Genomic DNA, 22,440 nt, shown 5'->3' on the forward strand with positions numbered 1-22,440 from the left:
ATATACGGCTAAAGCAAGTGAGATCTGCTAATACAATTGAGCAAGAGAAGAATAAGTATGGCTATAGCATTGTGGCACCTTTGATATTTGATGGATTAAGACCATATGATAAATTCAAGAAAATTCACAACTTGACGACAAAGGCTAATGTAGCATCATATTGATATCATGACTAACTTAGAAAAGATGAGAGAAAAACTGCAAGATCAAATAAATTATCATAATGTTTTGTATCACCAAAAAAATAAGCCAGAAATAAGTGATGCTGAATATGATGAACTGAAGAAAAAGTTAGCTGAAATAGAGGCACAATTTCCAGAAATTTATGCAACACAAGATAGTGTTGGTGCTCCACCTGATGAGAGGTTTTCTAAGGTGGAACATCAAGAACCTATGCTTTCTCTTGAGAATGCTTATGATGAACAAGATGTAGAGAAATTTTTGTCTAAAATAAAGAGGTTTTTAATTGAGGACAAAATAGAGATATTATGTGAGCCAAAAATTGATGGGTTGTCGTTTTCTGCAATTTATGAGGATGGGAGATTTGTTAAAGCTGCAACTCGAGGTGACGGTTTTTTAGGGGAAGATGTCACTCACAATGTTGCAACAATAAAAGGCTTTCCTAAGTTTTTGCAAGGCGTGCAAGGAAGACTAGAAGTAAGAGGTGAAATATACATCAGTAACAGCGACTTTTTAAAGTTAAATGAAAACGATGAATTTGCCAATCCTCGAAATGCAGCTGCTGGTTCTCTAAAGCAATTGGATGCAAACATTACAGCAAGTAGACCACTTAGATATTTTGCTTATTCTTTGATTGGTGGAGCAGAGAAAAGTCAAAGTGAAATACTAAATAAGCTTGAGGCACTTGGTTTTTGCGTAAATGAGCATCAGTCCTTAACGAGTAGTTTGGATGGAATGCTGAAGTTCTATAACGAGGTCTATAATTGTCGCTATAACTTGGATTATGATATTGATGGAATAGTCTATAAAGTAAATGATTTGGTACTACAAAATCGTCTAGGGAATACTCACAAAGCACCGCGCTCAGCACTTGCATACAAGTTTTCTGCGGTTTATGCAAAAACAAAGTTAAATAAGATATTTATACAGGTGGGCAGAACAGGGGTTTTAACTCCAGTTGCAGATTTAGTGCCAGTCAATATTGGTGGGGTGCTAGTTAGTAGAGCAAGTCTGCATAACCAAGATGAGATAAAACGTAAAGACATAAGAGAGGGAGATATTGTAACAATCAAAAGGGCAGGAGATGTAATTCCCCAGATCGTTGAAGTAAGCAGAGATTCTCGTCTTCCAAATACACCTGAATTTGTGTTTCCTGGAGTATGCCCTGAATGTGGTAGTAAAGTACGTCAGGTTGAGGGAGAGGCGGCAGTAAGATGTCCTGAGGAATTTGCCTGTAAAGCTCAAATAATAGAAAAACTAAAGCATTTTGTATCGAAAGATGCATTTGACATTGTTGGCCTTGGTGATAAGCAGATAGAGTTTTTTTACGACCTTGATCTGATAAAACAAATCCATGATATTTTTACTTTAGAAGAAAAATTGGATGAATTTAATCTGGAAGGACAGTCTGGCTGGGGCGAGAAATCTATAGCTAATTTGTTAAATTCTATACAAAGCAGAAGGGTAATAACTCTAGATAGGTTTATATTTTCTTTAGGTATTAGATTTATTGGCCAAGTTGCAGCAGAATTGCTTGCAGATTATTATGTTTCTTATGATAATTGGTATAATTCGATGATTGAACTGTCATCAGATAATACTGAGCTAGTCGGTATAGACGGCATAGGAAAAAAAGGGGCTGAATCTTTGGAATCATTTTTTTCTAAGGAACATAACATCAAAATGTTAAATGATCTTACTGCTTGTCTTCAAATTCTTCCTGTGAACTCCAACTCTAGTGACTCTGTTTTAAATAATAAAATTATAGTGTTTACTGGTAAGCTACTTGCTATGAGTAGAGGAGAGGCAAAAGTAAGAGCCAAAACTCTAGGAGCAAAGGTCAGCTCACATCTTTCTGCTAAAACTGACTACCTAATTGCAGGAGAAAAACCAGGATCCAAATATAAAAAGGCAGTGGAATTAGGTGTAGAAATTTTAGATGAAGACCAGTGGCATAAAGTGATAAGTTTGGGAGTGTTCAAATAACATTTGGATTGTATATTAAATCAAAGTTGCAAGACTATAATGAGCAAGCTGTTAATTGGATTGATTGGATTACCACAAAAAAACTCCTTTCTTTCTCTCCATTTTTTCTGGGTAAGGTCATGGTGCTGGTACAGGTCCTATAGCTGACCCAAGCAACACGTCATACCGCGATTTATTCGCAGTATCTCAGCATAGATTCCGCTAACAAGTAGCGGAATGACGAATTTTTGTTTTTCAAATTATCGGTAAACCTAAGTCACTTTAGCTATAGCTATCTTCAAAAATATGGTTGAATAATTGTTAATAATAGTGTATAATTATTAATATTTTCAAGCATTTTTGCCATGGCTCTTTCAAAATTTCTCGATCCTCGCAATGATTTGTGTTTCAAAAAAATCTTTGGAACGGAAAAAAATAAGAATATCCTGATCCACTTTTTGAACGATATTTTAGGGTTTACTGAGATAAATGCAATACAAGAAGTTGAGTTTCTTAGCACTATTATGGATCCCGAAGTTGCCTCTGATAAACAAAGTATTGTTGATGTTCTCTGCAAGGATTCTCATGGAAATAGATATATAGCAGAAATGCAGCTCGCTAGAGACAAGGGCTTCGAAAAACGCGCTCAATTATATGCCGCTAAAGCCTACTCAAGACAATTAGATAAATCTGGCAACTACATTGATTTAAAGAAAGTCTTCTTTATTGCTATTTCCAATTGTAACTTACTTCCTGAAGAAGTTGGTTATATCTCTACTCATAATATACGTGATATAAAAACCAACGGCCATTACTTAAAAGATTTTCAATTTGTCTTTATTGAGTTACCTAAATTTACAAAAAGCAAAGTAGAACAGCTAGAAAGCATAGTAGATCGTTGGCTATTTTTCTTTAAATATGCTGAAGAAACGACAGATGAAGATCTAAAGAAAATTGCAGAAAAAGCGCCAATAATAAAGCTAGCATATGATGAATTAGACAAGTTTCGTTGGAACGAAAAAGATTTAGTAGCTTACGAAGAAAGAATAATGGATCTACGGAAAGAAGAAGCCATTCTTGAATACAGACTTGATCTTGCTGAAGAGAAAGGTATACAAAAAGGTATAGAGAAAGGAAAAATTGAAGGGAAAATTGAAGGGAAAATTGAAGGGAAAATTGAAGGGAAAATTGAAGGGAAAATTGAAGTCGCAAAAGCAATGCTGGCTAATAATGTTGATGTCAACACTATTGTCAAGTTTACTGGCCTTTCTATTAGTGAGATTGAAGAATTAAGTGGAAATTTGTGAACGGTTACGGATTGATTGGATTACCACAAAAAAACTCCTTTCTTTCTCTCCATTTTTTCTGGGTAAGGTCATGGTGCTGGTACAGGTCCTATAGCTGACCCAAGCAACACGTCATACCGCGATTCATTCGCGGTATCTCGGCATAGATTCCACTAACTAGTAGCGGAATGACGAATTTGTCGTTTTTCAAATCGTCGGTAAACCTAAAAAAGTTTGCATCATATGCAGCAATAGCCATAGGGTCTGTAGGGCTTATAGCTAGTATCACAGCTCTTAAATATTGTCCTAGTTTACCGCCTTTGATCGCAGGGGGGATGATTGGCTCTATGCTCCCGCTAGTTGCGTGTACGCTTGTTGGCATTTTATTGCTTATAGATAGAAGCTCTCTCGATAAAATATACGGTAATATATATGACCAAAAAAAGATAAATGAAAAAGCTGAATTGTTTGATAAATTGAGTAAGTGTGTTTTACCTCTTATAGCAGGGGCTGTTGTTTCTTTTGGAGTTGGAGCAGGTTTAGCTGCCCTTGGCCTTGAATCGCCCCTAGCTATAGCCGTCTTAGCTGCAGTAGCATGCAAAGTTATTATGTCACTTTTTAGTGCAATAAATGAACGCTCTTCTTCTCCACCAACACCACCAGGTAGCTCGGTTGACAGCGGTGTGAAAGTTAATGGTGCTAGTGCAGGTTGTGTTCCTAGCCCTAGTCATTAGTCAGTTCTTTCCATCCAAGAATCATTTTATTGGCTTGCCTCAATTTTTCAACAGAAGGCAAGTCTTCTGTGCTGAGTGGTAGGCGGACAGTTTGATGTTCTATAAGACCAATATCATGCAAAAGTGCTTTAGTGGGTATTGGGTTGCTGGCAATAAATAGAGCTTTGCAAGCTTGTTGCCAGATATCTGTTGAACTTTTCATGTCATTTCCTGTCATTTGAGGAGTTGTTTTTTTTCTAGTTACGTGCTGGAATGACAGTAGGCATTGCTTAACATATTCATGTGCTACATGTGGCCAAACATTGGAAGCAACGGAAACCAGACCAGCCGCACCATAAGCGGCCATATCGGATATCATATTATCATCTCCGTAAAAGACCTCAATATTTGGAGCAACTTTCTTATACTGAGCTAAAGTATCAACGGTGCCACTTGAATCTTTGATAGCCCAAAATTTTTCGTGGCTGGATAAGTTGCGTACAGTTTCAGCGTGAAGACTCACTCCTGCTCTCGATGGAATATTGTAAAACATAGCCGGCACATGTGCTTTCTCAAGCAGCTTTTCAAACCATAAAGTCTGCCCCATAATTCCGGGCTTTGCATAAATGGGAGTTGTCATTAGATAGCCATGAATAGGCATACCCTTGCAAAAATCAAGCCATTCAAGAGTTTGATATAGATTCACTCCTGGTACACCAATTATAATTTTCGTATTTAATTTTAGCTTACATACAAATTCAACTAATGTACGCTTTTCAGAATCAGTAAGCGATAGGCCTTCACCTGTGCTACCCAGTAACACTACGCCATTTTCAGCTTCAGCTTGTATTGTAAGTAAACGCTGCAAACTGCGGTAATCTATGTCATCCCCATTGCAATTAAAAGGAGTAACACAAGCAGTCCATAAAAATATAAATTTCAATTTAAATTGTTAAAATGGTATTTCATCGTCGATTAGTTCATCTTTTATATCGTTGTCAAAACTTTCGTGCTTATTTTTTTGTTCTGTTTCATTTTGCTTGTATTCACTTGGCTTGTAATCGGAATTTGGTCGCGAATCCAAGAGAGTAAGAGCGCTATTAAAATTATATAGAACCACCTCTGTTGTGTATCTTTCACTACCGTTTTGGTCAGTCCATTTTCTAGTTCTCAAAGAACCTTCAACATAAACTTTACTGCCTTTGCGTGCAAAATCTTTGACGATTTTTACTAATCCTTCACTAAAAATTACAATATTATGCCATTCTGTCTTTTCAGAGCGCATACCGGAAAGTTTGTCAGTCCAACTTTCAGACGTGGCTATTGAAAAACTTGCCATCTCTTTTCCATTTTGTGTAGTCCTAATTTCAGGATCTTTTCCTAAATTACCAACTAATATGACTTTGTTTATGGTACCACCAGACATAATTATGCTCTAAATAAATCCCTTTATTATCTTATGTGAAAGTACTATTGTCAAATTTAATTAAAAGTGCGCTTGGAGGGATTCGAACCCACGGCCTTTGCCTCCGGAGGGCAACGCTCTATCCAACTGAGCTACAAGCGCATATATAGCTACCCACCCGCGGTATCTATGTTGAGATCCCGCTAACGAGCAGCGGGATGACGGTTTTTCAAATTGTCGGTAAACCTAAGTCACTTTGGCTATATACTAAATTATTTAATAGATAAGCTATCCAAGTCAAATTTTTGTTTTGGATAAAGCGTAAACATAACACTCCCATGTCCAAGATATACATTTTGAGAATCATTCGCATGCTTTTTTATTGCTTTTTGATCTACGGCCCATACAAAAGTCACACAATTTTCAGTGACTGAGTGCACCTTTAAGTCCTTAGTATTTATAAACAGCTTTCCATTTACCCATATTTTCCATGTATCGGAAGAAAGATATAAAATTGAGTCTAAACTCACTACCTTACAGTTGAAATTATCTGATACCTCCTCTTTTGCAGCTCTTGAAGACCGTAAATTGAACTTTTCCATTTCATTGACCATTCTATTAACTGGCTCTTCATCAAAAAAAATGCTTTTTACGTTACTATATTGTGACAAAACGTCAAAGTCACTTTCCACTGCTTCTCTTATTATATCGTCCCGATCTGTATAGCTTAGTTTTTGATTGTTAATAAAGAAACACTCTTTTGCACGCAAATTTGCTATATCAATAAAATCATCGATTTCTTGATTGCCAACTTTAAGAATACTTTCAAAATATCTTTTTTCTATCATCATTCCATACTGAGAATGATGACAAACCATTTCATCATCACCTTGTTTTTCTATATATACGCATAAATTTCCACTATTTAATCCTAATATTTTATGCTCAATAAAATCTTCATTGCCAATATATTGTCGGCAAGAATACTCCTTACAAATTTCTATGCTTTCTATGATATCTTCACAACTGCAATATGCATTAACATTGGAAATGAGTAGCATAAAAATAAAAAACAGCTTTATGTTCATCACCTTATCTACTTAATATAGTATACCAATCAAAGACTATATTAACTCTCACTATCTCTATCATATTACCATTCAAAATTTGATTCATAATTGCAGCATCAATATTTCTCTGCTTGTTTAAAATAAGAGATTTGATCATAACATAACCGGGCAGATTTGGAATAGACTGTAGAAATAAAAAAATATGCTTATCGCTGATTGAACTTAAATTTAGGACCACTTCACTTTTTATTACTTTTGTGCGTTCACTTTTGTTGTGGAGCTCAACTTCTTCGGGTATAGAAATTGATATTTCAGGTTCTAATATATAGTACTTTTTATATAACCTGCTAAGCTCGAAATTTAAATTTGCAATGTATCTGCTACTGTGTAAATTTGAAGAAGAAATTTTTTTCCATAAATCTAGGTTTTTATTTAGAACAACTTCCTTTTTTTGAATTCCAGTAATCTGTAAATTAATAGAACGTATTTTATCAATCGCAATTTGGTTTTTATTATAAACCTTTTCGTTATAGATAACAACATATGTTAATAACCCTATTAATCCAACAGATAATAACAAACACGATATAAACTGAATTGTAGCTTTTCTTTTTAATTGAGAGATAGTCATTAATCTACATTGCCTCTCCTATTTCAACATCAATAGATAGATTTTGCCCTTTAGCAGCAGGTAAGTTAGAAATATTAATGTCATAGGTACGAAAATTATCGTTTAAATTTTTTCGTAGTTTCTCGTATTGATAGGAAATATTTTTACCGGATCGAAAATTAAACCTTAAAGTTGTGGTAATATAACTTTTTGCCTCATTATAATTCCATTCAAATGATCGAAGCTCTATACCTGGTACTTTTAACTTTTCTACATACTTAACTTGTGTAAGAGGAGAGTATTCTATTTTTGATAAAATATTATTGATATTAATAAAATCATAAATTTCATCTATTTTTTTTACATTATAGCTTTGGCTAAGTTTTGTTAATTGGTTATTTAAGGTGCTCTGCTTTGCGGATAAATTATCAGCGACACTGAAGTTTGAATACAAATTTAGCAAACAAAGGGCGTTAATTACGACTAAAACCAAAGCGAAGTATAGAAAAATTTGAGGAGAGTTTAAATAAAGATAATTGAATAGATAAAATTCTTTAGTTTCCTTTGTATTAAAAATAGCTGCTAATTTATTCTTAAAGCTGTGAAACAAAATTATGGTATCGCAAAAGTTATCTTTTTCACTTATAGCTAGTTCTGCTCCTAATAGTTTGCCTAACTCATATGGAGTTAATATGTTCACACTGTTCTCTGAAAAATTTATGACTGATAAACTAGCTTTAATATCTTCTGACACTATGATGCAAAGGTCGATAGGGTTATTTTTTTCAAACCCAAACTTAGTTAAGGATCGAATAGTATCTTGCACTTCCTGATATATTCCACCAGCAATAATTCCTGGTAAATTATCATTAGTAAATGGTACTAAACGCGTAAATATCATTTTATTCTCTTTAAGAACCACTTGTCTATAGCCTCCCGTTTTAGTTGCAGCAACTATAATTTTCCAATTATTAGGATCTTTATGTAGAATCTTTTTTGTTATATTACTTATTTCTATAGGAAACATTAATATTCCCTTAAAGTTGGAGCCTATCTCAATAAACACATTCAACCAATATTCTACTAAATGCTTTGCTTTTGATGAAACAAGAAGATAGCACCAGTTTTGATTGAATTTGTTTGGCTTCTCAACCAAAAAAACTGAACTTATGTCATTATTACGAGAAAAATGCTCCATCTTTGTTTTTGCTGATAGATAGGCACTAATCTTGTTTGCCCTTGTAATAAACTGTAGCGAGTAATTTTGATCTGCATGATTAAGCACCAGGTATAAAGGTGCTTTTTTGTCTGATGAAAGACATGAAATTAAATCGGAAACTGCTTTATCGTTTTTGCCCTTAACAAAATACCTTTTATTTAAAGTATTATTTTTAAAATATAGTAACATTATGCCTTCTTCTCCAATAGAAAGCATAAACTTACTTTTGGATTTTGAACTAAACATATTAACAAAGCATATACTTATCTAGAATTAAAAAGGCAATTTATTGAAATTCATTAAACGTTAGAGGGAAATATTGTTATAAATTTTCGCAGCAACATTATTTATATTATAATTTTTTTATAAAATCACTACTAATATTAAGCTATTTAATTAATAAATTAAAAAACTCATTAATTAGAAATATACACTATCTGCCGATTAACTTTAATTAATAGGAGTTATTAATCTATTTACTATTCTTGTAATATTATTTCTAATGGTAAACATTTCTAGTAATACTGGAACAGTTGTTATTTCAGATACAGAATTTAGTGTAAGTAAACTAACCATTTGCTGAAGAGCGCTCATCTTCTTTGGTATTTGATGATGGAGCAACTAATTTGCTCAAAATCTCATCTTTTGGTCCCATAGCGTAAATGACACCATCTGACATGAGGATCACCTTATCAACTACGGACAATAACGGTAGCTTGTGAGTGATGATAACAGTAGTAGTATTTTGCTTTCTTGCAATGCCAATTGCATTAATTAAGCATGCCTCTCCATTGCTATCTAAGTTAGCGTTTGGTTCATCAAGTACTAAAAGTTTTGTGTGACCATAAAAAGCTCTGGCAAGTCCAAGAAGCTGTTTTTGGCCGCCAGAGAGCGTTACTCCTCCAGGACCTCCTATTGTTGTATCATATCCATTTGGTAAGCTTAGTATTAGTTCATGTATTCCTGCAATTTTTGCTGCTTTGATTATTTCTTCAGGATTTGGATCTGGTCTCATGCGAGCAATATTAGCTTTGACACTAGTGTTAAATAACTCAATATCTTGAGGTAAGTAGCCAACATAATTACCAAAATTTTCTCGATTCCAAGTATATACATCAGCGCCATCTAGTCTGACTACACCAGATATTGGCTTCCATACACCAACAGTTAATTTTGCGATAGTGGATTTACCAGAAGCACTTGCACCAATCACACCTACTACGTCCCCTGGTTCTATAATAAATGATATTCCTTTTACTGTTGGCTTATTGCTTCCATAAGGAGTAAAAAATACTCTATCAAATTCCAATTTTCCTTCAGGTTCTGGTAGAGCCATCGTTTGCTCTCTTTTTGGTGATGTTAATATAAGTCTTTGTAGCCTTCCATATGACATTCTAGCCTGATTTAAAAACTTCCAAGTATGAACCGCAGCGTCAAATGGTGCTAATACTCTACCCATTAAAATTGAAGCAGCGATGATGCTACCAGCAGTTTTATGAGCTGTAATTGCAAGTAATGCACCTGTTCCAATTACTGATATTTGCAGAGTTGAGCGCAAAAACTTAGTGATTCCAGTAATTACATTAGAGCGATTTTGTGCTTTAATTTGCATTGCTCGATTCTGATCATTTCGTTTACACCAATCAGAGACTATGAATTCTGACATGCCCATAGCTTCAACTACTTCTGCATTTCTTGTTGCAACATCTATAGCATTGATATTCCGTATAGTTTCTTCGTTGGTTTCTTGTAATATTCGTTTAGTGGCAAGTTCATTCCATATTGCCATAGAGACTAATATAATGATTCCAGCAATAGCTATAAACCCCGTGGAGGTGTGTATCATGAAAATCACAACAAGGTAAATTAACGACCATGGAGTATCAAACAGTGAGAATATACCATTTCCTGTAATGAAATTTTTTATTACCCCGAGATCTCGTATTGCTTCACCACTTGAAGTTGAGCTCTGCACTGACGTTAGCCTGATTGACCTTACTATCAGATCTGGTGTTGCAGTTTTATCGATCCAATCACCTATTTTTGCCATGGCTAAATATCGACAAGTTTCAAGCATTGCAGAACATGCAAATGCAGATAAAGTGATAATTGTCAGCATAGTTAGTGTTGATACACTTTCGCTTGATATCACCCGATCAAGCACTTGAGAGGTATAAAGTGGTAGAAATAACATTAATAAATTGATTCCCGCACTAAACCAAAAGATAAACCAAAATGCACTTTTGCATTTTTCTAGGCAAATATATAGAGTACTTTGCTTCAATTCTTTTTTTATTGATGGCGTAATTTCCACAATCTTCCTCTTAATTTAATTACATGCACCATATACAATTTTTATTACAAAAATATTAATAACGGCAGTTAGCCTGCTTTAAGTGAGTAAAATATTAATATATGTGAATAGGAAATATAAACAATGGTAAAAAGAAGTATAGTTAATATTTCCTTCATTGCCTATAGCTGAGCTACGTCATACCGCCGCGGCGCTAACAAGAGATCCCGCTAACAAGCAGCGGGATGACGAGGTATAAACCATCGTCATGCAGCCGCAAACCGTCATACCGCGATTTATTCGCGGTATCTCATCCGCTAACAAGCAGCGGAATGACAGCAATCCTACGTCATACCGCCACGGCGCTAACAAGAGATCCCGCTAACACGTAGCGGGATGACGGTTGTCAGGGTAGCTGTCATCCCTTGTGGAAATTGTTCTCAAATCACAATGTTCGTACAGCTATAGATTCATTCGCGGCGTAGATTCCGCTAACACGTAGCGGAATGACGAATTTGTCGTTTTTCAAATCGTCGGTAAACCTAAGTCACTTTAGCTATAATTCAGAATTGAGAGTTTTTAATAACTTTCTAACTCCCACTTAGGTCTTGGTGCAAAATTAAGTGGATCTATATAATTCTTCTGTAACCTTTCAATTCCTGCCCATCCAACCATTACTGCATTGTCTGTACATAGATTATTAGGGGGGAAAAATATGTTTAAGTTTATGTGTTCTTTCAGTTTTTCTCTCAAAAAATTATTTGCTGCAACTCCGCCGGTAATCACAAAGTCATTGATTTTGATATTTAAAGATTCGGCCATAATAATCGCATTACTAACCCTGTCCAGCAGTATGTCACTAATACACTCTTGAAACGAAGCACACACATCACACACATCTTGCTCGCTCATTTCGAGTTTCTGCACTAAGTTTTTTACTGCTGTCTTGATTCCAGAAAACGAAAAGTTACATCCAGAACGTTTTATCATCGCCCTTGGCAGTTTAAACCTTGCACCATTGCCTTTTTTAGCTAACTTTTCAATTAATGGCCCTCCGGGATAGCTTAAACCCAGCATCTTAGCAACTTTATCAAATGCTTCTCCTAACGAGTCATCAAGTGTCTCCCCGAGTTTAATATATTTACCTACATCCTGTACAATTAAAAATTGACAGTGACCACCTGATATTAATAGAACTAAAAACGGAAATTTCACCTCATGCAGTAACCTAATAACTAATGCATGCGCTTCTAAGTGATTCACTGCAATGAACGGTTTTTGTGCTACATGCGCAATTGCTTTAGCCATCATTGTACCAACTATTAATCCACCTATGAGTCCTGGTCCTGATGTTGCTGCAATTGCATTGAGATCACAAAAGTTAAGGTTAGATTTTTCCACGGCGCTTTTTATTAGACCACTTAAATGCTCCATATGAGCACGTGAGGCTATTTCAGGGATCACCCCACCGCGTTTTTTGTGTTCTGCTTGGGAAAGAATTTCGTGAGCAAGGACTTGCTTGTCACTATTTACAATCGCTACTGCAGTTTCATCGCAGCTTGTTTCAACAGCTAAAATGGTTTTCATGTATATTCGAGCACTTTATTATAAAAACTATACCTTGAAACGCTGTAGAAGTTAACTGCAAAGTTAACTTCTATAGCTAAAAGATTTACCGACAACCGTCATTCCGCTGCTTGTTAGCTGATGAGATACCGCGAATGAATCTACAATCGTATGAACATTGCGCTATTGAGATGGAGCACTTTCTTGTTATTCCAGGTCTCCTCTCTCGTCATCCCAGTGCGTGACACTGGGATCTCACTTAGTAATTTCGTAATATAAATCATACCAATTTGGGTTTTTTCTTGCAACTAAATTGATTTTCCATTCCCTTCTTCAACTTTTTAGAAGTTTTTCTCTATCAAGAGCCGAATCTACGTCTTGAAATTCTTCAAAATAAACTAATTTTTGTACATTATATTTCGACGTAAAACCGGGAATAACCTTGTTCTTATGCTCCCAAATTCGTTTAATTAAATTCGACGTAACACCTATACATAGAGCCTTATTGTGTCTACTTGCAAGTATATAAATATAATAGTTTTTCATAAAATTTAGATCCCAGTGTCACGCACTGGGATGACAGGAAGAGGAGACTGAGATGACAAATGTGAGTGCTGATGTAACAAATGTAAATGCTTGAATGACATCAATAATTATATACATTTTATCACTAAACTAGACGTTCGTACAGTCGTGGAATGAATTGCGGTATGACGTAGGAAAACCTGCACTATAAGCTAATCATCATCTCCAAATATGGAGCTAATTTTTTTGCCCCCAGGAGAAAATTTATTAGTCCAACTGCTTTGCACTTTGGTTACGTCTTTAGTGGCGGTTTTATTGCTGTATTCCTTGATTTCCTTATCTATTCTATCCATCATTTGTGGATCCAGGCAGCTCTTTTTCCATTGATCAGTAGCAAGGAACACTTTGTTTAAATCTTGAGTGCGAATTAAGTATTCTTTATCCTTAGGATAAACCTCTTGTGCCCAAGCAAATAGCTCAAAATAGCGTGCAAACAATTCAGATGCGCGTGACTTTGCAGTTTGATAAGCTTGTATCTCCTTAAATATAACTTGGCTAATAATTTTCTGCACAAGAACATTTGCTTGCCTTAAATTCTGCTCAATATCCTGGTAAACCTTATGGAGAAATTCCTGCTCTAGGCTCAAGTTAAGCTCATTTTCAACCATATGTGAAAGTTCATGCACTATAATGTATGGATTTGACCTTCTCAGCACAATAACATACCTATTTACACCGGAAGACCTGATTGTCTTACACACCCCTTCTTCCATATCCACTAATCCCTCTTGGTATATTTCAAACGAAAGCTTATTTTGCTTTATTAGTGATAAAGTGAGGTTTAATGTGTTTCTAAACTTCTCAAATTGATAGAGATACTCAATATATCGTATTGCATTTTCACTGCTTCCTACTTTAGTCGCTTGTTTGATTAAATTCCTGATTAGCATGCCTTATTATTAAAGGAATTTTTTTTTATACTCAAGAGCTATAAAGTGTTTTTTAGGAAATCTCATTGCATAGCTAAAGTAATTCAGGTTTACTGACAACCGTCATACCGCTAACAAGTAGCGGGATGACGAGATGCCACCGCGAACCGTCATACCGTCACGAACCGTCATACCGCGATTCATTCGCGGTATCTCTTAGCATAGATCCCGCTAACACGTAGCGGGATGACGATTGTCGATGAACCTAAGTTACTTTAGCTATAAACATTAAGAAATTTACTAAACGAAGAAAAAAGGCAAAAGAAGCCCTGGTCATTATCTATTTTCAGTATTTGGCGTTTTTTAAGTCTTAAACACTGCAATTTAGCTGCTTTTAAATGCAACTCACCTTAGTTTAAATGTTTAAGAAATTTACTAAGCAGAAAAAAAGGCAAAAGAAACCCCGCGTTAGCTAGTTGTCACTCTCTAATCCTGCAAATTGGCGTACTATACTGTCTTAAACGACTTATAAGCGCGTTTCAGCTTGTGTAGGTAAAAACCTAGAAATATTGTGAAGACATAAGGTGCGCATAGTGCAAAAAATTAAAAATAAGACGCCAACTACGTTGTTTTCTTGCTGTTTAATCTGCACAGATGAAGATAACTGAATACCTTCAATACCATGATAAGGGGGCTGGCGGAGTTTGTCAAGGAAGTTTTTGTATTTAATCCGTTTCTATGGCTTATATAATAATCATTATTGTGATATAAAACTTAGAATAATGCAATAGATACCTAATGTTTTAGCTATTAATTATATGTTGCACAAGAGCACATATTACAATACCATCCAAGTAGGTCAAAAATAAGGAGATTGTCATGAGTTTTACTTTACCTGAATTACCATATGATAAAACAGCTTTGGAGCCTTACATATCTGCAAAAACCTTAGATTTTCATTATGATAAGCACCATAAAGGATATTTAAATAAACTCAACGAGCTAGTTGAAAATACAGATTATCAACATGTGAAAATTGAGGAATTAATAACAAAAGTGCATGGTAATAGCGATAAAGTTCCCATATTTAATAACGCAGCGCAAGTTTGGAACCACACTTTTTATTGGAATTCAATGAAGAAGAATGGTGGTGGTAAACCTAAAGATGATGGTTTTCTGGCAAAAAAAATTCAAGATGATATCGGTGGTTTTGATAAGTTTTGTGGGGAATTTGCCAATCATGGAGTAAGCCAATTTGGTAGTGGATGGGTATGGTTAGTGCTCGAAAAAGGAAAGCTCAAAATCACCAAAACTCCAAATGCAGATTTGCCATTAATTTATGGCCAAGTTCCATTACTCACTATGGATGTCTGGGAGCACGCCTATTATTTAGATTGTCAAAACCGTAGAATTGACTACATAAAAGTTTTCCTTGACCATTTGATTAATTGGGATTTTGCAGAAGAAAATTTAAAAAAGAATACATAAGATGAATACACCTCAGGTAACAAAATTAGATAATGGTCTGCGCATAATAACTGAGCAGGTGCGTGATGTTGATTCCGTAGCTTTAAGCATACGAGTTGGTGTTGGCAGTAGAGCGGAAAGTGCAAATCAAAATGGAATATCCCATTTTCTAGAACACATGGCTTTCAAAGGAACGAAGACAAGAACTGCGTTTGAAATTGCAAAAGCTTTTGACGACATAGGTGGGGTTTTCAACGCCAGCACCGGTAGGGAAAGCACCACCTATTATGCAAAAGTCCTCAAGAAAGACATAAAAACTGGTATTGATATATTAATAGATATATTGATGAATTCAACATTTCCAGAAGATGAATTGGAACGTGAGAAGGGCGTTGTAATACAAGAGATTTTTCAAACTAATGATTCACCAAGTGACATTGTTTTCGATAAATATTTTGAGGCAGCTTATGAAGATCAACCTTTCGGCAGGTCAATCTTAGGCACGCAAGATACTGTAAAATCTTTTACTCGAGAAGATCTAAATAACTACATAAATGAGCATTACTTTGGCGAGAATATGCTATTTGCCGTTGCAGGAAATGTTGAACATGAAGAAGTTGTTGCATTAACCAAAGATTTTCTCTCAAAGATTCATTCTAAAAAGCTGAAAAAAAGCCAAAATGCGACGAGCTACACTGGTGGTGAGTATTTAGAACATCGTAAATTAGATCAGGTGCACTTGCTAATTGGTCTACCTAGCGTTTCTCGTTATGACGATAAATATCACACGTTTCAAGTGCTTGATTCTATATTAGGGAGCGGAATGTCATCACGTCTGTTCCAGGAAGTAAGGGAAAAGCAGGGATTAGCTTACTCTGTTTATTCATTTAATTCCAGCTACACTGATACAGGGATGTTTTCCATTTTTGCTGGCACAGATAGTAGTAACTTAGATAAGCTTTTAAAATCTATGACGACAGAGTTGAAGAAGCTGTCTACAGATAATCTGAGGGAAGAAGAAGTAAATAGAGTGAAAGAGCGAATAAAATCCCAAATTTTAATGTCACACGAAAGTGTTAGCTCACGCGCTGAAACATTGGGGCACTACTATGGTAACTATAATAGGTACATCAGTAAAAATGAATTAATAGAAAAAATTAGTGCAGTTACCACTGCTAACGTAAAAAAAGCAGCAAAAGAATTGTTATCTCAGCATGAAAAAACCACTCTAGCTGCAATTGGAGAAATTAAATCATTGCCAAGTTACGATAAAGTGGTTTCTATGCTTAAAGGGAGTGTTAAATAAACTGTGTCAAACCGCATTTTTAGTTCAACTCAATTTTCAATCTGCCAGGAAAGAAAACATCAAGTTGAGAGATAGTTAATGCCCAATCATGTACAGGCATCGTCCACTTTTCCTCTGCCTTCTTTATAGCACAATATACCTGCTTATACAAGGCATTTATGCTGGTAAATGAGCCTTTGGTCTTAGTGAATTTCCTAATTTGCCTATGTAGCCCCTCTATGGGATTGGTGGTGTAGATTATCCTCCTAACTGGACCAGAATACTTAAAATAACCAGACAAGTTTTCCCAATTATTCTGCCAAGATTTTATAACCATAGGGTACTTTGTGCCCCCATTTTTCATCTAATTCCAACAGATAATTCTCGGCAATTTCCTTGCTTGAAGCTTGATATACCTTCTTTAAATCGCTCAAAAAACTCTTCGCATCTTTACTGGCCACATACTTCAGTGAGTTGCGTATCTGATGCACTATACACATCTGCACTTCCGCATTAGGAAAGACACTGTTTATAGCTGCAGGAAAGCTTTTCAGCCCATCAACGCAGGCAATAAGGATATCTTCTACTTGTATCTTGTCAAAAGCATCTAATGTTTTAAGCTTAAGCATTAGGTGGAGAAGGGAGGAACTCTGTGCTTCTTCTTAGATATAAAATCTGTAGAGGAGATAAGAATTCCCTTCTCAAAAGTATAGGCTGGACGGTATCGTAGAAAGACCTGAATGGTTCTAATTCTGTATTCACAAGACTAGCCTTACTTTTCATTTTTAATGGTAACGTATGGGGTTATATATGATCAACAACTTTTTGGGCATAGATATATCAAAAGATCGCTTTGATGTTTTTCTCTCATTTATAAGCAAAAAAGGAAAGCGTGAAACTAGAAAAAGAAGCTTTAAGAACGATGGTTTCAAAGTCTACTGAATTTTCTACACAAACATAATGTAGAAAAAGTAAAAACCTGCATGGAATCTACTGGTTGTTATAGCGAAGCACTGGCTGAATTTCTACACAATGCTGGACATTTTGTAAGTGTTGTAAATCCTTATTGCATAAAATCTTATGCAAGGAGTAAGCTGATACGACAAAAGAATGATCAGACCGATGCAGAAGTTATTGCTGATTATTGCCAAAGACAGGAACCTTCTAGTTGGACACCACCTTCTCCTGAAATGAAAAAATTAAAACATCTTTATCGTTGCTCAGTTGCGTTAAAAGATGAGTTAACATTAGTAAATAACCACTTAGAAAAAAAAGAGAGACTGCCTAAAGAAGTTGCAAATGCTTGGGAAGACCTTGCAATGAATATAGCTCAAAAAATAGAAACAATAAAAAACTCCGTACGTGAACTATTAAATCAACACAAAGAATTGTTGGAAAATTTTCAACTTCTATTGACTATTCCAGGCATAGGAGAAGAATCAGCAATAGCTATTTTAGCTGAAGTTTCTGATATAGAGGTTTTTAGAGATGCCAGGCAATTGGCAGCATATACAGGAGTTATACCACGAAATATGACGTCAGGTTCCTCTGTATATGCCAAACCCAGATTAAGTAAATCCGGTTCACAAACATTACGTAAGGCACTTTTCTTTCCTGCCATAGTAGCTAAGAATCACAATCCTATCATTATGAGCTTTTGCCAAAGATTAAAGGAAAAGGGTAAGCATAATATGGCCATCGTTGGTGCTGCAATGCGTAAGCTACTCCATATCATTTTCGGTATTCTGACATCCAAAAGTGCTTTTGATCCTAACCATATCAAAAACTACAGGGCTAGGAGGTTGACTGAAGGTTTAGTACTTTAAAATCAAAAATGCTTCCTATCTATCTTATGTAAAGTGGTATCTTACACAAATTTATTGAATGTTGTTGGTTAGTGGATATGTTGATAAGTAAATTTCATCTGTTTTGTGCGTATAAAACTAATTTACTTATCAACATATCCACTAACTATAATCTGTGTACTGTTACACAATTGGAAGTATTTTTTGATTTTATGATGCAACTTGGGAAATTTTATAATTTTTTTGTTGACTAACAAGACGGTATCTCCTGTCATCCGAGTAGCTGACACTGGGATCCAGAAAACTTAATTTTAACCAAGTGGCTGCATAATAAAGACTAGATCCCAGACTGGAATGACACCCTACTTAACCGTCATACCGCGATTCATTCGCGGTATCTCAGCCGCTAACAAGAGATCCCGCTAACAAGCAGCGGGATGACGATTGTCGTTTAGCTATAAACGTTAAGAAATTTACTAAACGAAAAAAAAGGCAAAAGAAGCCCTGGTCATTGTCTATTTTCTGTATTGGCGTTTTTTTAAGTCTTAAACACTGCAATTTAGCTGCTTTTAAGTGCAACTCACCTTAGTTCAAATGTTTAAGAAATTTACTAAGCAGAAAAAAAGGCAAAAGAAATCCCGTGTTAGCTAGTTGTCACTCTCTAATCCTGCAAATTGGCGTACTATACTGTCTTAAACGACTTATAAGCGCGTTTCAGCTTGTGTGGGTAAAAACCCAGAAATGTTGTGAAGACATAAGGTGCACATAGTGCAAAAAATTAAAAATAAGACGCCAACTACGTTGTTTTTTTGCTGTTTAATCTGCACAGATGAAGATAACTGAATACCTTCAGTTTCATGATAAGGGGGCTGACGGAGTTTGTCAAGTAAGTTTTGCATTTCTGTGAGCTACCAAACAATACGTTCGAACTTTTCTATATAATAATTCCACTATACCGCAAAACCAGCCACATTAGCCTACTTTTGCCACATTTAGGTACGAACTGATTTGCCTAACTTTGTTGCAGCAATTTTGCGTTTTTATTTTCGCAACGCCGCTTTTGTTTAAATTGTTCTCACAAAGGTACGTACTATTTTTATATTTTTTGAAGAAAGTAAATAATAAAATTTTTGGTGACGCTATAGAAAGCAGCATTTTCATAAACTTTTACGTAATTTTTTAACATAGTTGAAAGTTACTAAAATATCTGATATCATGTTTGCATGATAGCATTAAACAGCAGAGTAAAATGAGTTTTGATCGATACGTTAAAGATGATTCTTTAATAATAAAGGACGCTACTGCGGTAGACATAGGGAAATTGCTAAGCTTTTTACAAAGTAATACGCACATTATAAGGCTTTCTTTAAAGAATTGCAATGTTGGTAGTGAAGTTGTAGAAGAATTAACTGAGCCTACCTTAATTTATTGTGCAATAAGATTGGTGATGGAGTTACAAGAGGATTAGCTAAACTTGAGCTTTATACACCATCATCTCTAATGTCTGGATATGTTGATAACAGATATACTGTTAGTACCAAGGCTGTAAAAAAACTAGCTCAACTTAAAAATCTTACTTCACTTGATTTATCTAGTAACAAGATTGATTATGAAGGTGTAAAAGAATTAGCTCAACTTAAAAATCTTACTTCACTTAACTTATCGGGTAACAGGATTGATGATAAAGGTGTAAAAGAATTAACTAAACTTAAAAAGCTTACTTCACTTAATTTATCGGTTAACGAGATTGGTAGTGAAGGTGTAAAAGAATTAGCTAAATTTACAAATCTTACTTCACTTAATTTATCGGGTAACAGGATTGATGATAAAGGTTTAAAGGCTTTAACTAAGTCTTCATGCCTGAAGAACCTTAAAAAACTTCGCCTTGGTGAAATTGAAATTGGTATTGAAGGTATAGAAAGTCTAGCTGAAATTAAAAATTCCGGAGTTAAATTAATTCATTCTTTGAAAGAAATATCACATAGAATCTTTTGTGATTTCCTGTTGAAACCACGTCCTCACAATCAAGTTACATATAAAAAGGGCGTAAAAAAGATGATTTTTAATGTAGCCCAACATGATAATAGTGGCAAGATAGTTAAGCATATCCTCACACAACCTAACAAATACCATTTTTTGATCAACTCACAAGATGAACAAGGGCATACATTATCTCATTTCTATACCCACTCTCCTGAAATGCAAGAATTTTTATTTAAACATGGTTTAATTCCTGAAAAAGAACCAGAACTAGAAAGGGATGCTGAGTTACAGGGTATTTTACGAAATAGACAGTCTGTCCATGCAAGAGCAGCAAATAAGGAAACGTGTTTTTTCACTGCAAAGTTAGTAAAATCTATAAATGCTAATGAGAATGAATTAAAACAAGCTGCAACTTCTTATATGGAAAACGTGCCTAAACTACTTAAGCAATATCAAAACGACCAGATGAAAGTAAAGTTACTTGGCCTGACCAAAGATGGAAAAAGACTTGTAATGGAACAAGTATTACGTAAAAATGCAGCTGTACCAGATGATAAAGAATTTATTGAAATAACCTTTAAAAAAGTCGAGGAAGTGTTGAAGCAAAAATACTTAAGCAAAGATCAAGAAGGTGAATATATTGAAGAAATGTCTAGGGGAAAACTACAATATGATTACACGAGGGATAATGCAAAAGTTACCATACCTGAATCTATAGGTTATATTAAATTGCTAATTGATAGATTCACTATTCCATTGATGGCAAGAAAAGAACTGCTCGTTACTCTTGTGAACCAGAATCCAGAGCTGGTGCAACAAAAGTTATCTAGAATAAAATCAGAGCTTGGGAATGATAATGTTTCTCAAAAGCAAATAACTAATAGAGCAGAGTTTCATAAGTTATTAAATGATGTGGATGCTGATAAAGTAAACAAACTGTTTGAGGAAATTAGTGGCTTTAACATAGAAGAAACGTGGAAAGAGCAGAAAGAATTTGTTCTTCTACAAGAAATATATGAGGCGGCAACAACATATATTAGTAGAAACACTGGTGAAAACATTAATGCCTGTATTCAAGGTACATGGAGTCACATTATTAACAGTGTAAGTCAAATTGATTTAAACTTAAGGGAGCAGTGCGATCAATATTTAGAAAAGGAGAGAAAACTGGAAAAGCAACAAAACTCTATCACTGAGGAGAATATTACACCATTTGTAGAAAATTTAGCTGGCAAATTAATTCAATATGCTAAAGACAATCCAGAATTTGGAGAAAATTTGGTAGACGATTTTATGATGAGTGGAGTACATTACGAAGAACCTAAGAAAATTTCACTTGGACAGCAAAAGGTTTTAGCAAAAATCAATCAAGAATTTACTGCAAGTATCCAGGAATTCCTGCCCAATTATGATAGAAGTATACCAAAAGTGGACGAGTATGTAATTATCATCAATGAGTTATGTAAAGTTAAGGCAATGCAAGATTTTGTACAAGGTAAAAGTGTAGACAATGACCAGGTTACAGAGCAATCGAATAAAACAACAAGCATACAAATAGAAGAAGAAAGTAACGATCGATCACAACCATTAATACAAAGCTCTATTGCTTCTTCAGATGATATTAGAAATCAAATACAAGAGAAAAATGATGAACAACGAATAGGAGTACAATCTGTATGTAATGGTTTAAGTGGTAGTACACAAACAAAATTCAAATCAACAAGCAGTAAAGCCTATGCTATAGAAATAGGGTGTGGTATGATTATTGGAGTAGCTATAGCATACCTTGCAGGAGCTGCTGCTTTAACCTCTGTTGCTACTGTTATTGCAGTGTTGCTTGTAGCTGCAGTGATTGGCGCACTGGTGGGTTATGGTATTAGCAAGTTTTGTGAAAAAGTTAGTGAAGAGAAACGAGAGAATTCTGATATAAGTACATGTGCTGCTGTTAAGAGTGTGCTTTTTGGTGCATTTGCTACTGGGTATTCTAAAACGTTGCAGTTTTAGTTCAAAATTAGCCTATTTTCACAACGCCGCTTTTATTTGAATTGTTCTCACAAATATACGTACCTTTTCGTGTTTTTGGGGAAAGTAAATAAACAAATTTGTTATGACACTAATTGACATGGTATCTTTGTTAAA

At 35.1% G+C, this 22,440-nt stretch carries 18 protein-coding genes, 1 tRNA gene and 2 pseudogenes; 9 read left to right on the forward strand and 12 right to left on the reverse strand.

Annotated features, from left to right (window positions below; all coding sequences use genetic code 11):
- The first annotated feature begins 17 nt into the window (after positions 1-17).
- The 4 genes from ABWU23_RS01040 (at position 18) to ABWU23_RS01055 (ending at position 4,165) form a co-directional block, all read left to right on the forward strand.
- Positions 18-164 carry a hypothetical protein gene (locus ABWU23_RS01040; RefSeq protein ID WP_264687924.1) on the forward strand — a complete coding sequence of 49 codons (147 nt, stop codon included), beginning with the start codon at positions 18-20 and terminating at the stop codon, positions 162-164.
- A 4-nt stretch (positions 165-168) separates the two neighbouring features.
- Entirely contained in the window at positions 169-2,166 is a 1,998-nt protein-coding gene (gene ligA / locus ABWU23_RS01045) for an NAD-dependent DNA ligase LigA (RefSeq protein ID WP_253309199.1), read from the forward strand.
- A gap of 344 nt (positions 2,167-2,510) precedes the next feature.
- Positions 2,511-3,452 carry an Rpn family recombination-promoting nuclease/putative transposase gene (locus ABWU23_RS01050; protein WP_309166848.1) on the forward strand — a complete coding sequence of 314 codons (942 nt, stop codon included), beginning with the start codon at positions 2,511-2,513 and terminating at the stop codon, positions 3,450-3,452.
- 176 nt (positions 3,453-3,628) lie between these two features.
- Complete coding sequence (locus ABWU23_RS01055) at positions 3,629-4,165, forward strand: hypothetical protein (RefSeq protein WP_353270653.1); 537 nt, start codon at positions 3,629-3,631, stop codon at positions 4,163-4,165.
- Here the strand turns inward: ABWU23_RS01055 and dapA are convergent.
- From dapA to ABWU23_RS01110, 11 genes are all read right to left on the reverse strand, one after another.
- Entirely contained in the window at positions 4,155-5,087 is a 933-nt protein-coding gene (gene dapA, locus ABWU23_RS01060; protein ID WP_253309202.1) for a 4-hydroxy-tetrahydrodipicolinate synthase, read from the reverse strand. The two genes, ABWU23_RS01055 and dapA, sit on opposite strands and share 11 nt — an antisense overlap.
- 9 nt (positions 5,088-5,096) lie before the next feature.
- On the reverse strand, positions 5,097-5,570 hold the full coding sequence (gene ssb, locus ABWU23_RS01065) for a single-stranded DNA-binding protein (RefSeq protein ID WP_096616007.1): 474 nt from the start codon (positions 5,568-5,570) through the stop codon (positions 5,097-5,099).
- Positions 5,571-5,637: 67 nt separating this feature from the next.
- Positions 5,638-5,711, reverse strand: a tRNA-Arg gene (locus tag ABWU23_RS01070).
- A gap of 110 nt (positions 5,712-5,821) precedes the next feature.
- A complete protein-coding gene (locus ABWU23_RS01075) occupies positions 5,822-6,637 on the reverse strand; it encodes a hypothetical protein (RefSeq protein ID WP_353270654.1) in 816 nt (271 codons plus the stop codon).
- Between the two features lie 4 nt (positions 6,638-6,641).
- Complete coding sequence (locus ABWU23_RS01080) at positions 6,642-7,250, reverse strand: hypothetical protein (RefSeq protein WP_353270655.1); 609 nt, start codon at positions 7,248-7,250, stop codon at positions 6,642-6,644.
- A gap of 4 nt (positions 7,251-7,254) precedes the next feature.
- A complete protein-coding gene (locus ABWU23_RS01085) occupies positions 7,255-8,694 on the reverse strand; it encodes a hypothetical protein (RefSeq protein ID WP_253309206.1) in 1,440 nt (479 codons plus the stop codon).
- Positions 8,695-8,898: 204 nt separating this feature from the next.
- A complete protein-coding gene (locus ABWU23_RS01090) occupies positions 8,899-9,024 on the reverse strand; it encodes a hypothetical protein (RefSeq protein ID WP_264687919.1) in 126 nt (41 codons plus the stop codon).
- A complete protein-coding gene (locus tag ABWU23_RS01095; protein WP_264735926.1) occupies positions 9,017-10,762 on the reverse strand; it encodes a type I secretion system permease/ATPase in 1,746 nt (581 codons plus the stop codon). The genes ABWU23_RS01090 and ABWU23_RS01095 overlap by 8 nt, the downstream gene beginning before the upstream one ends.
- A gap of 558 nt (positions 10,763-11,320) precedes the next feature.
- Positions 11,321-12,328: a tRNA (adenosine(37)-N6)-threonylcarbamoyltransferase complex transferase subunit TsaD gene (gene tsaD / locus ABWU23_RS01100; RefSeq protein ID WP_353270656.1), complete on the reverse strand. Its 1,008-nt coding sequence runs from the start codon at positions 12,326-12,328 to the stop codon at positions 11,321-11,323.
- Between the two features lie 312 nt (positions 12,329-12,640).
- Positions 12,641-12,853, reverse strand: coding sequence for a GIY-YIG nuclease family protein (locus tag ABWU23_RS01105; RefSeq protein WP_410530043.1), 213 nt, complete (start codon positions 12,851-12,853; stop codon positions 12,641-12,643).
- A 191-nt stretch (positions 12,854-13,044) separates the two neighbouring features.
- Positions 13,045-13,782 carry a hypothetical protein gene (locus ABWU23_RS01110; RefSeq protein ID WP_264735927.1) on the reverse strand — a complete coding sequence of 246 codons (738 nt, stop codon included), beginning with the start codon at positions 13,780-13,782 and terminating at the stop codon, positions 13,045-13,047.
- 858 nt (positions 13,783-14,640) lie between these two features.
- On the opposite strand from ABWU23_RS01110, the gene ABWU23_RS01115 reads away from it, so the two are divergent.
- Positions 14,641-15,249, forward strand: a complete 609-nt coding sequence (locus ABWU23_RS01115; RefSeq protein ID WP_264687915.1) for a superoxide dismutase — start codon at positions 14,641-14,643, stop codon at positions 15,247-15,249.
- Between the two features lies 1 nt (position 15,250).
- Positions 15,251-16,534, forward strand: a complete 1,284-nt coding sequence (locus ABWU23_RS01120) for a M16 family metallopeptidase (RefSeq protein WP_353270657.1) — start codon at positions 15,251-15,253, stop codon at positions 16,532-16,534.
- Between the two features lie 19 nt (positions 16,535-16,553).
- On the opposite strand, the pseudogene ABWU23_RS01125 reads toward ABWU23_RS01120, so the two are convergent.
- Positions 16,554-17,100, reverse strand: a pseudogene (locus ABWU23_RS01125) (IS256-like element ISWpi15 family transposase); the annotation flags it as partial.
- A gap of 223 nt (positions 17,101-17,323) precedes the next feature.
- On the opposite strand from ABWU23_RS01125, the pseudogene ABWU23_RS01130 reads away from it, so the two are divergent.
- The 3 genes and pseudogenes from ABWU23_RS01130 (at position 17,324) to ABWU23_RS01140 (ending at position 22,305) form a co-directional block, all read left to right on the forward strand.
- A pseudogene (locus ABWU23_RS01130) lies at positions 17,324-18,339 on the forward strand (IS110 family transposase).
- A gap of 1,228 nt (positions 18,340-19,567) precedes the next feature.
- Positions 19,568-19,786 carry a hypothetical protein gene (locus tag ABWU23_RS01135; RefSeq protein ID WP_353270658.1) on the forward strand — a complete coding sequence of 73 codons (219 nt, stop codon included), beginning with the start codon at positions 19,568-19,570 and terminating at the stop codon, positions 19,784-19,786.
- Positions 19,747-22,305 (forward strand): hypothetical protein, encoded by a 2,559-nt coding sequence (locus tag ABWU23_RS01140; protein WP_353270659.1) that lies wholly within the window; start codon positions 19,747-19,749, stop codon positions 22,303-22,305. Before ABWU23_RS01135 ends, ABWU23_RS01140 begins: the two co-directional genes overlap by 40 nt.
- The last annotated feature ends 135 nt before the right edge of the window (positions 22,306-22,440 follow it).

The organism is Wolbachia endosymbiont (group A) of Hedychridium roseum (genome assembly GCF_964028325.1).
Lineage (GTDB): Bacteria > Pseudomonadota > Alphaproteobacteria > Rickettsiales > Anaplasmataceae > Wolbachia.

Bases quoted from the DNA above. Each gene is read 5' to 3' on its own strand.
- ssb (WP_096616007.1), bottom strand. From the start codon at position 5,570: ATGTCTGGTGGTACCATAAACAAAGTCATATTAGTTGGTAATTTAGGA.
- ABWU23_RS01090 (WP_264687919.1), bottom strand. From the start codon at position 9,024: ATGGTTAGTTTACTTACACTAAATTCTGTATCTGAAATAACAACTGTT.
- ABWU23_RS01105 (WP_410530043.1), bottom strand. From the start codon at position 12,853: ATGAAAAACTATTATATTTATATACTTGCAAGTAGACACAATAAGGCT.
- ABWU23_RS01120 (WP_353270657.1), top strand. From the start codon at position 15,251: ATGAATACACCTCAGGTAACAAAATTAGATAATGGTCTGCGCATAATA.
- ABWU23_RS01050 (WP_309166848.1), top strand. From the start codon at position 2,511: ATGGCTCTTTCAAAATTTCTCGATCCTCGCAATGATTTGTGTTTCAAA.
- tsaD (WP_353270656.1), bottom strand. From the start codon at position 12,328: ATGAAAACCATTTTAGCTGTTGAAACAAGCTGCGATGAAACTGCAGTA.
- ABWU23_RS01115 (WP_264687915.1), top strand. From the start codon at position 14,641: ATGAGTTTTACTTTACCTGAATTACCATATGATAAAACAGCTTTGGAG.
- ABWU23_RS01080 (WP_353270655.1), bottom strand. From the start codon at position 7,250: ATGACTATCTCTCAATTAAAAAGAAAAGCTACAATTCAGTTTATATCG.
- ligA (WP_253309199.1), top strand. From the start codon at position 169: ATGACTAACTTAGAAAAGATGAGAGAAAAACTGCAAGATCAAATAAAT.
- ABWU23_RS01135 (WP_353270658.1), top strand. From the start codon at position 19,568: ATGAGTTTTGATCGATACGTTAAAGATGATTCTTTAATAATAAAGGAC.
- ABWU23_RS01085 (WP_253309206.1), bottom strand. From the start codon at position 8,694: ATGTTTAGTTCAAAATCCAAAAGTAAGTTTATGCTTTCTATTGGAGAA.
- ABWU23_RS01110 (WP_264735927.1), bottom strand. From the start codon at position 13,782: ATGCTAATCAGGAATTTAATCAAACAAGCGACTAAAGTAGGAAGCAGT.
- ABWU23_RS01075 (WP_353270654.1), bottom strand. From the start codon at position 6,637: ATGAACATAAAGCTGTTTTTTATTTTTATGCTACTCATTTCCAATGTT.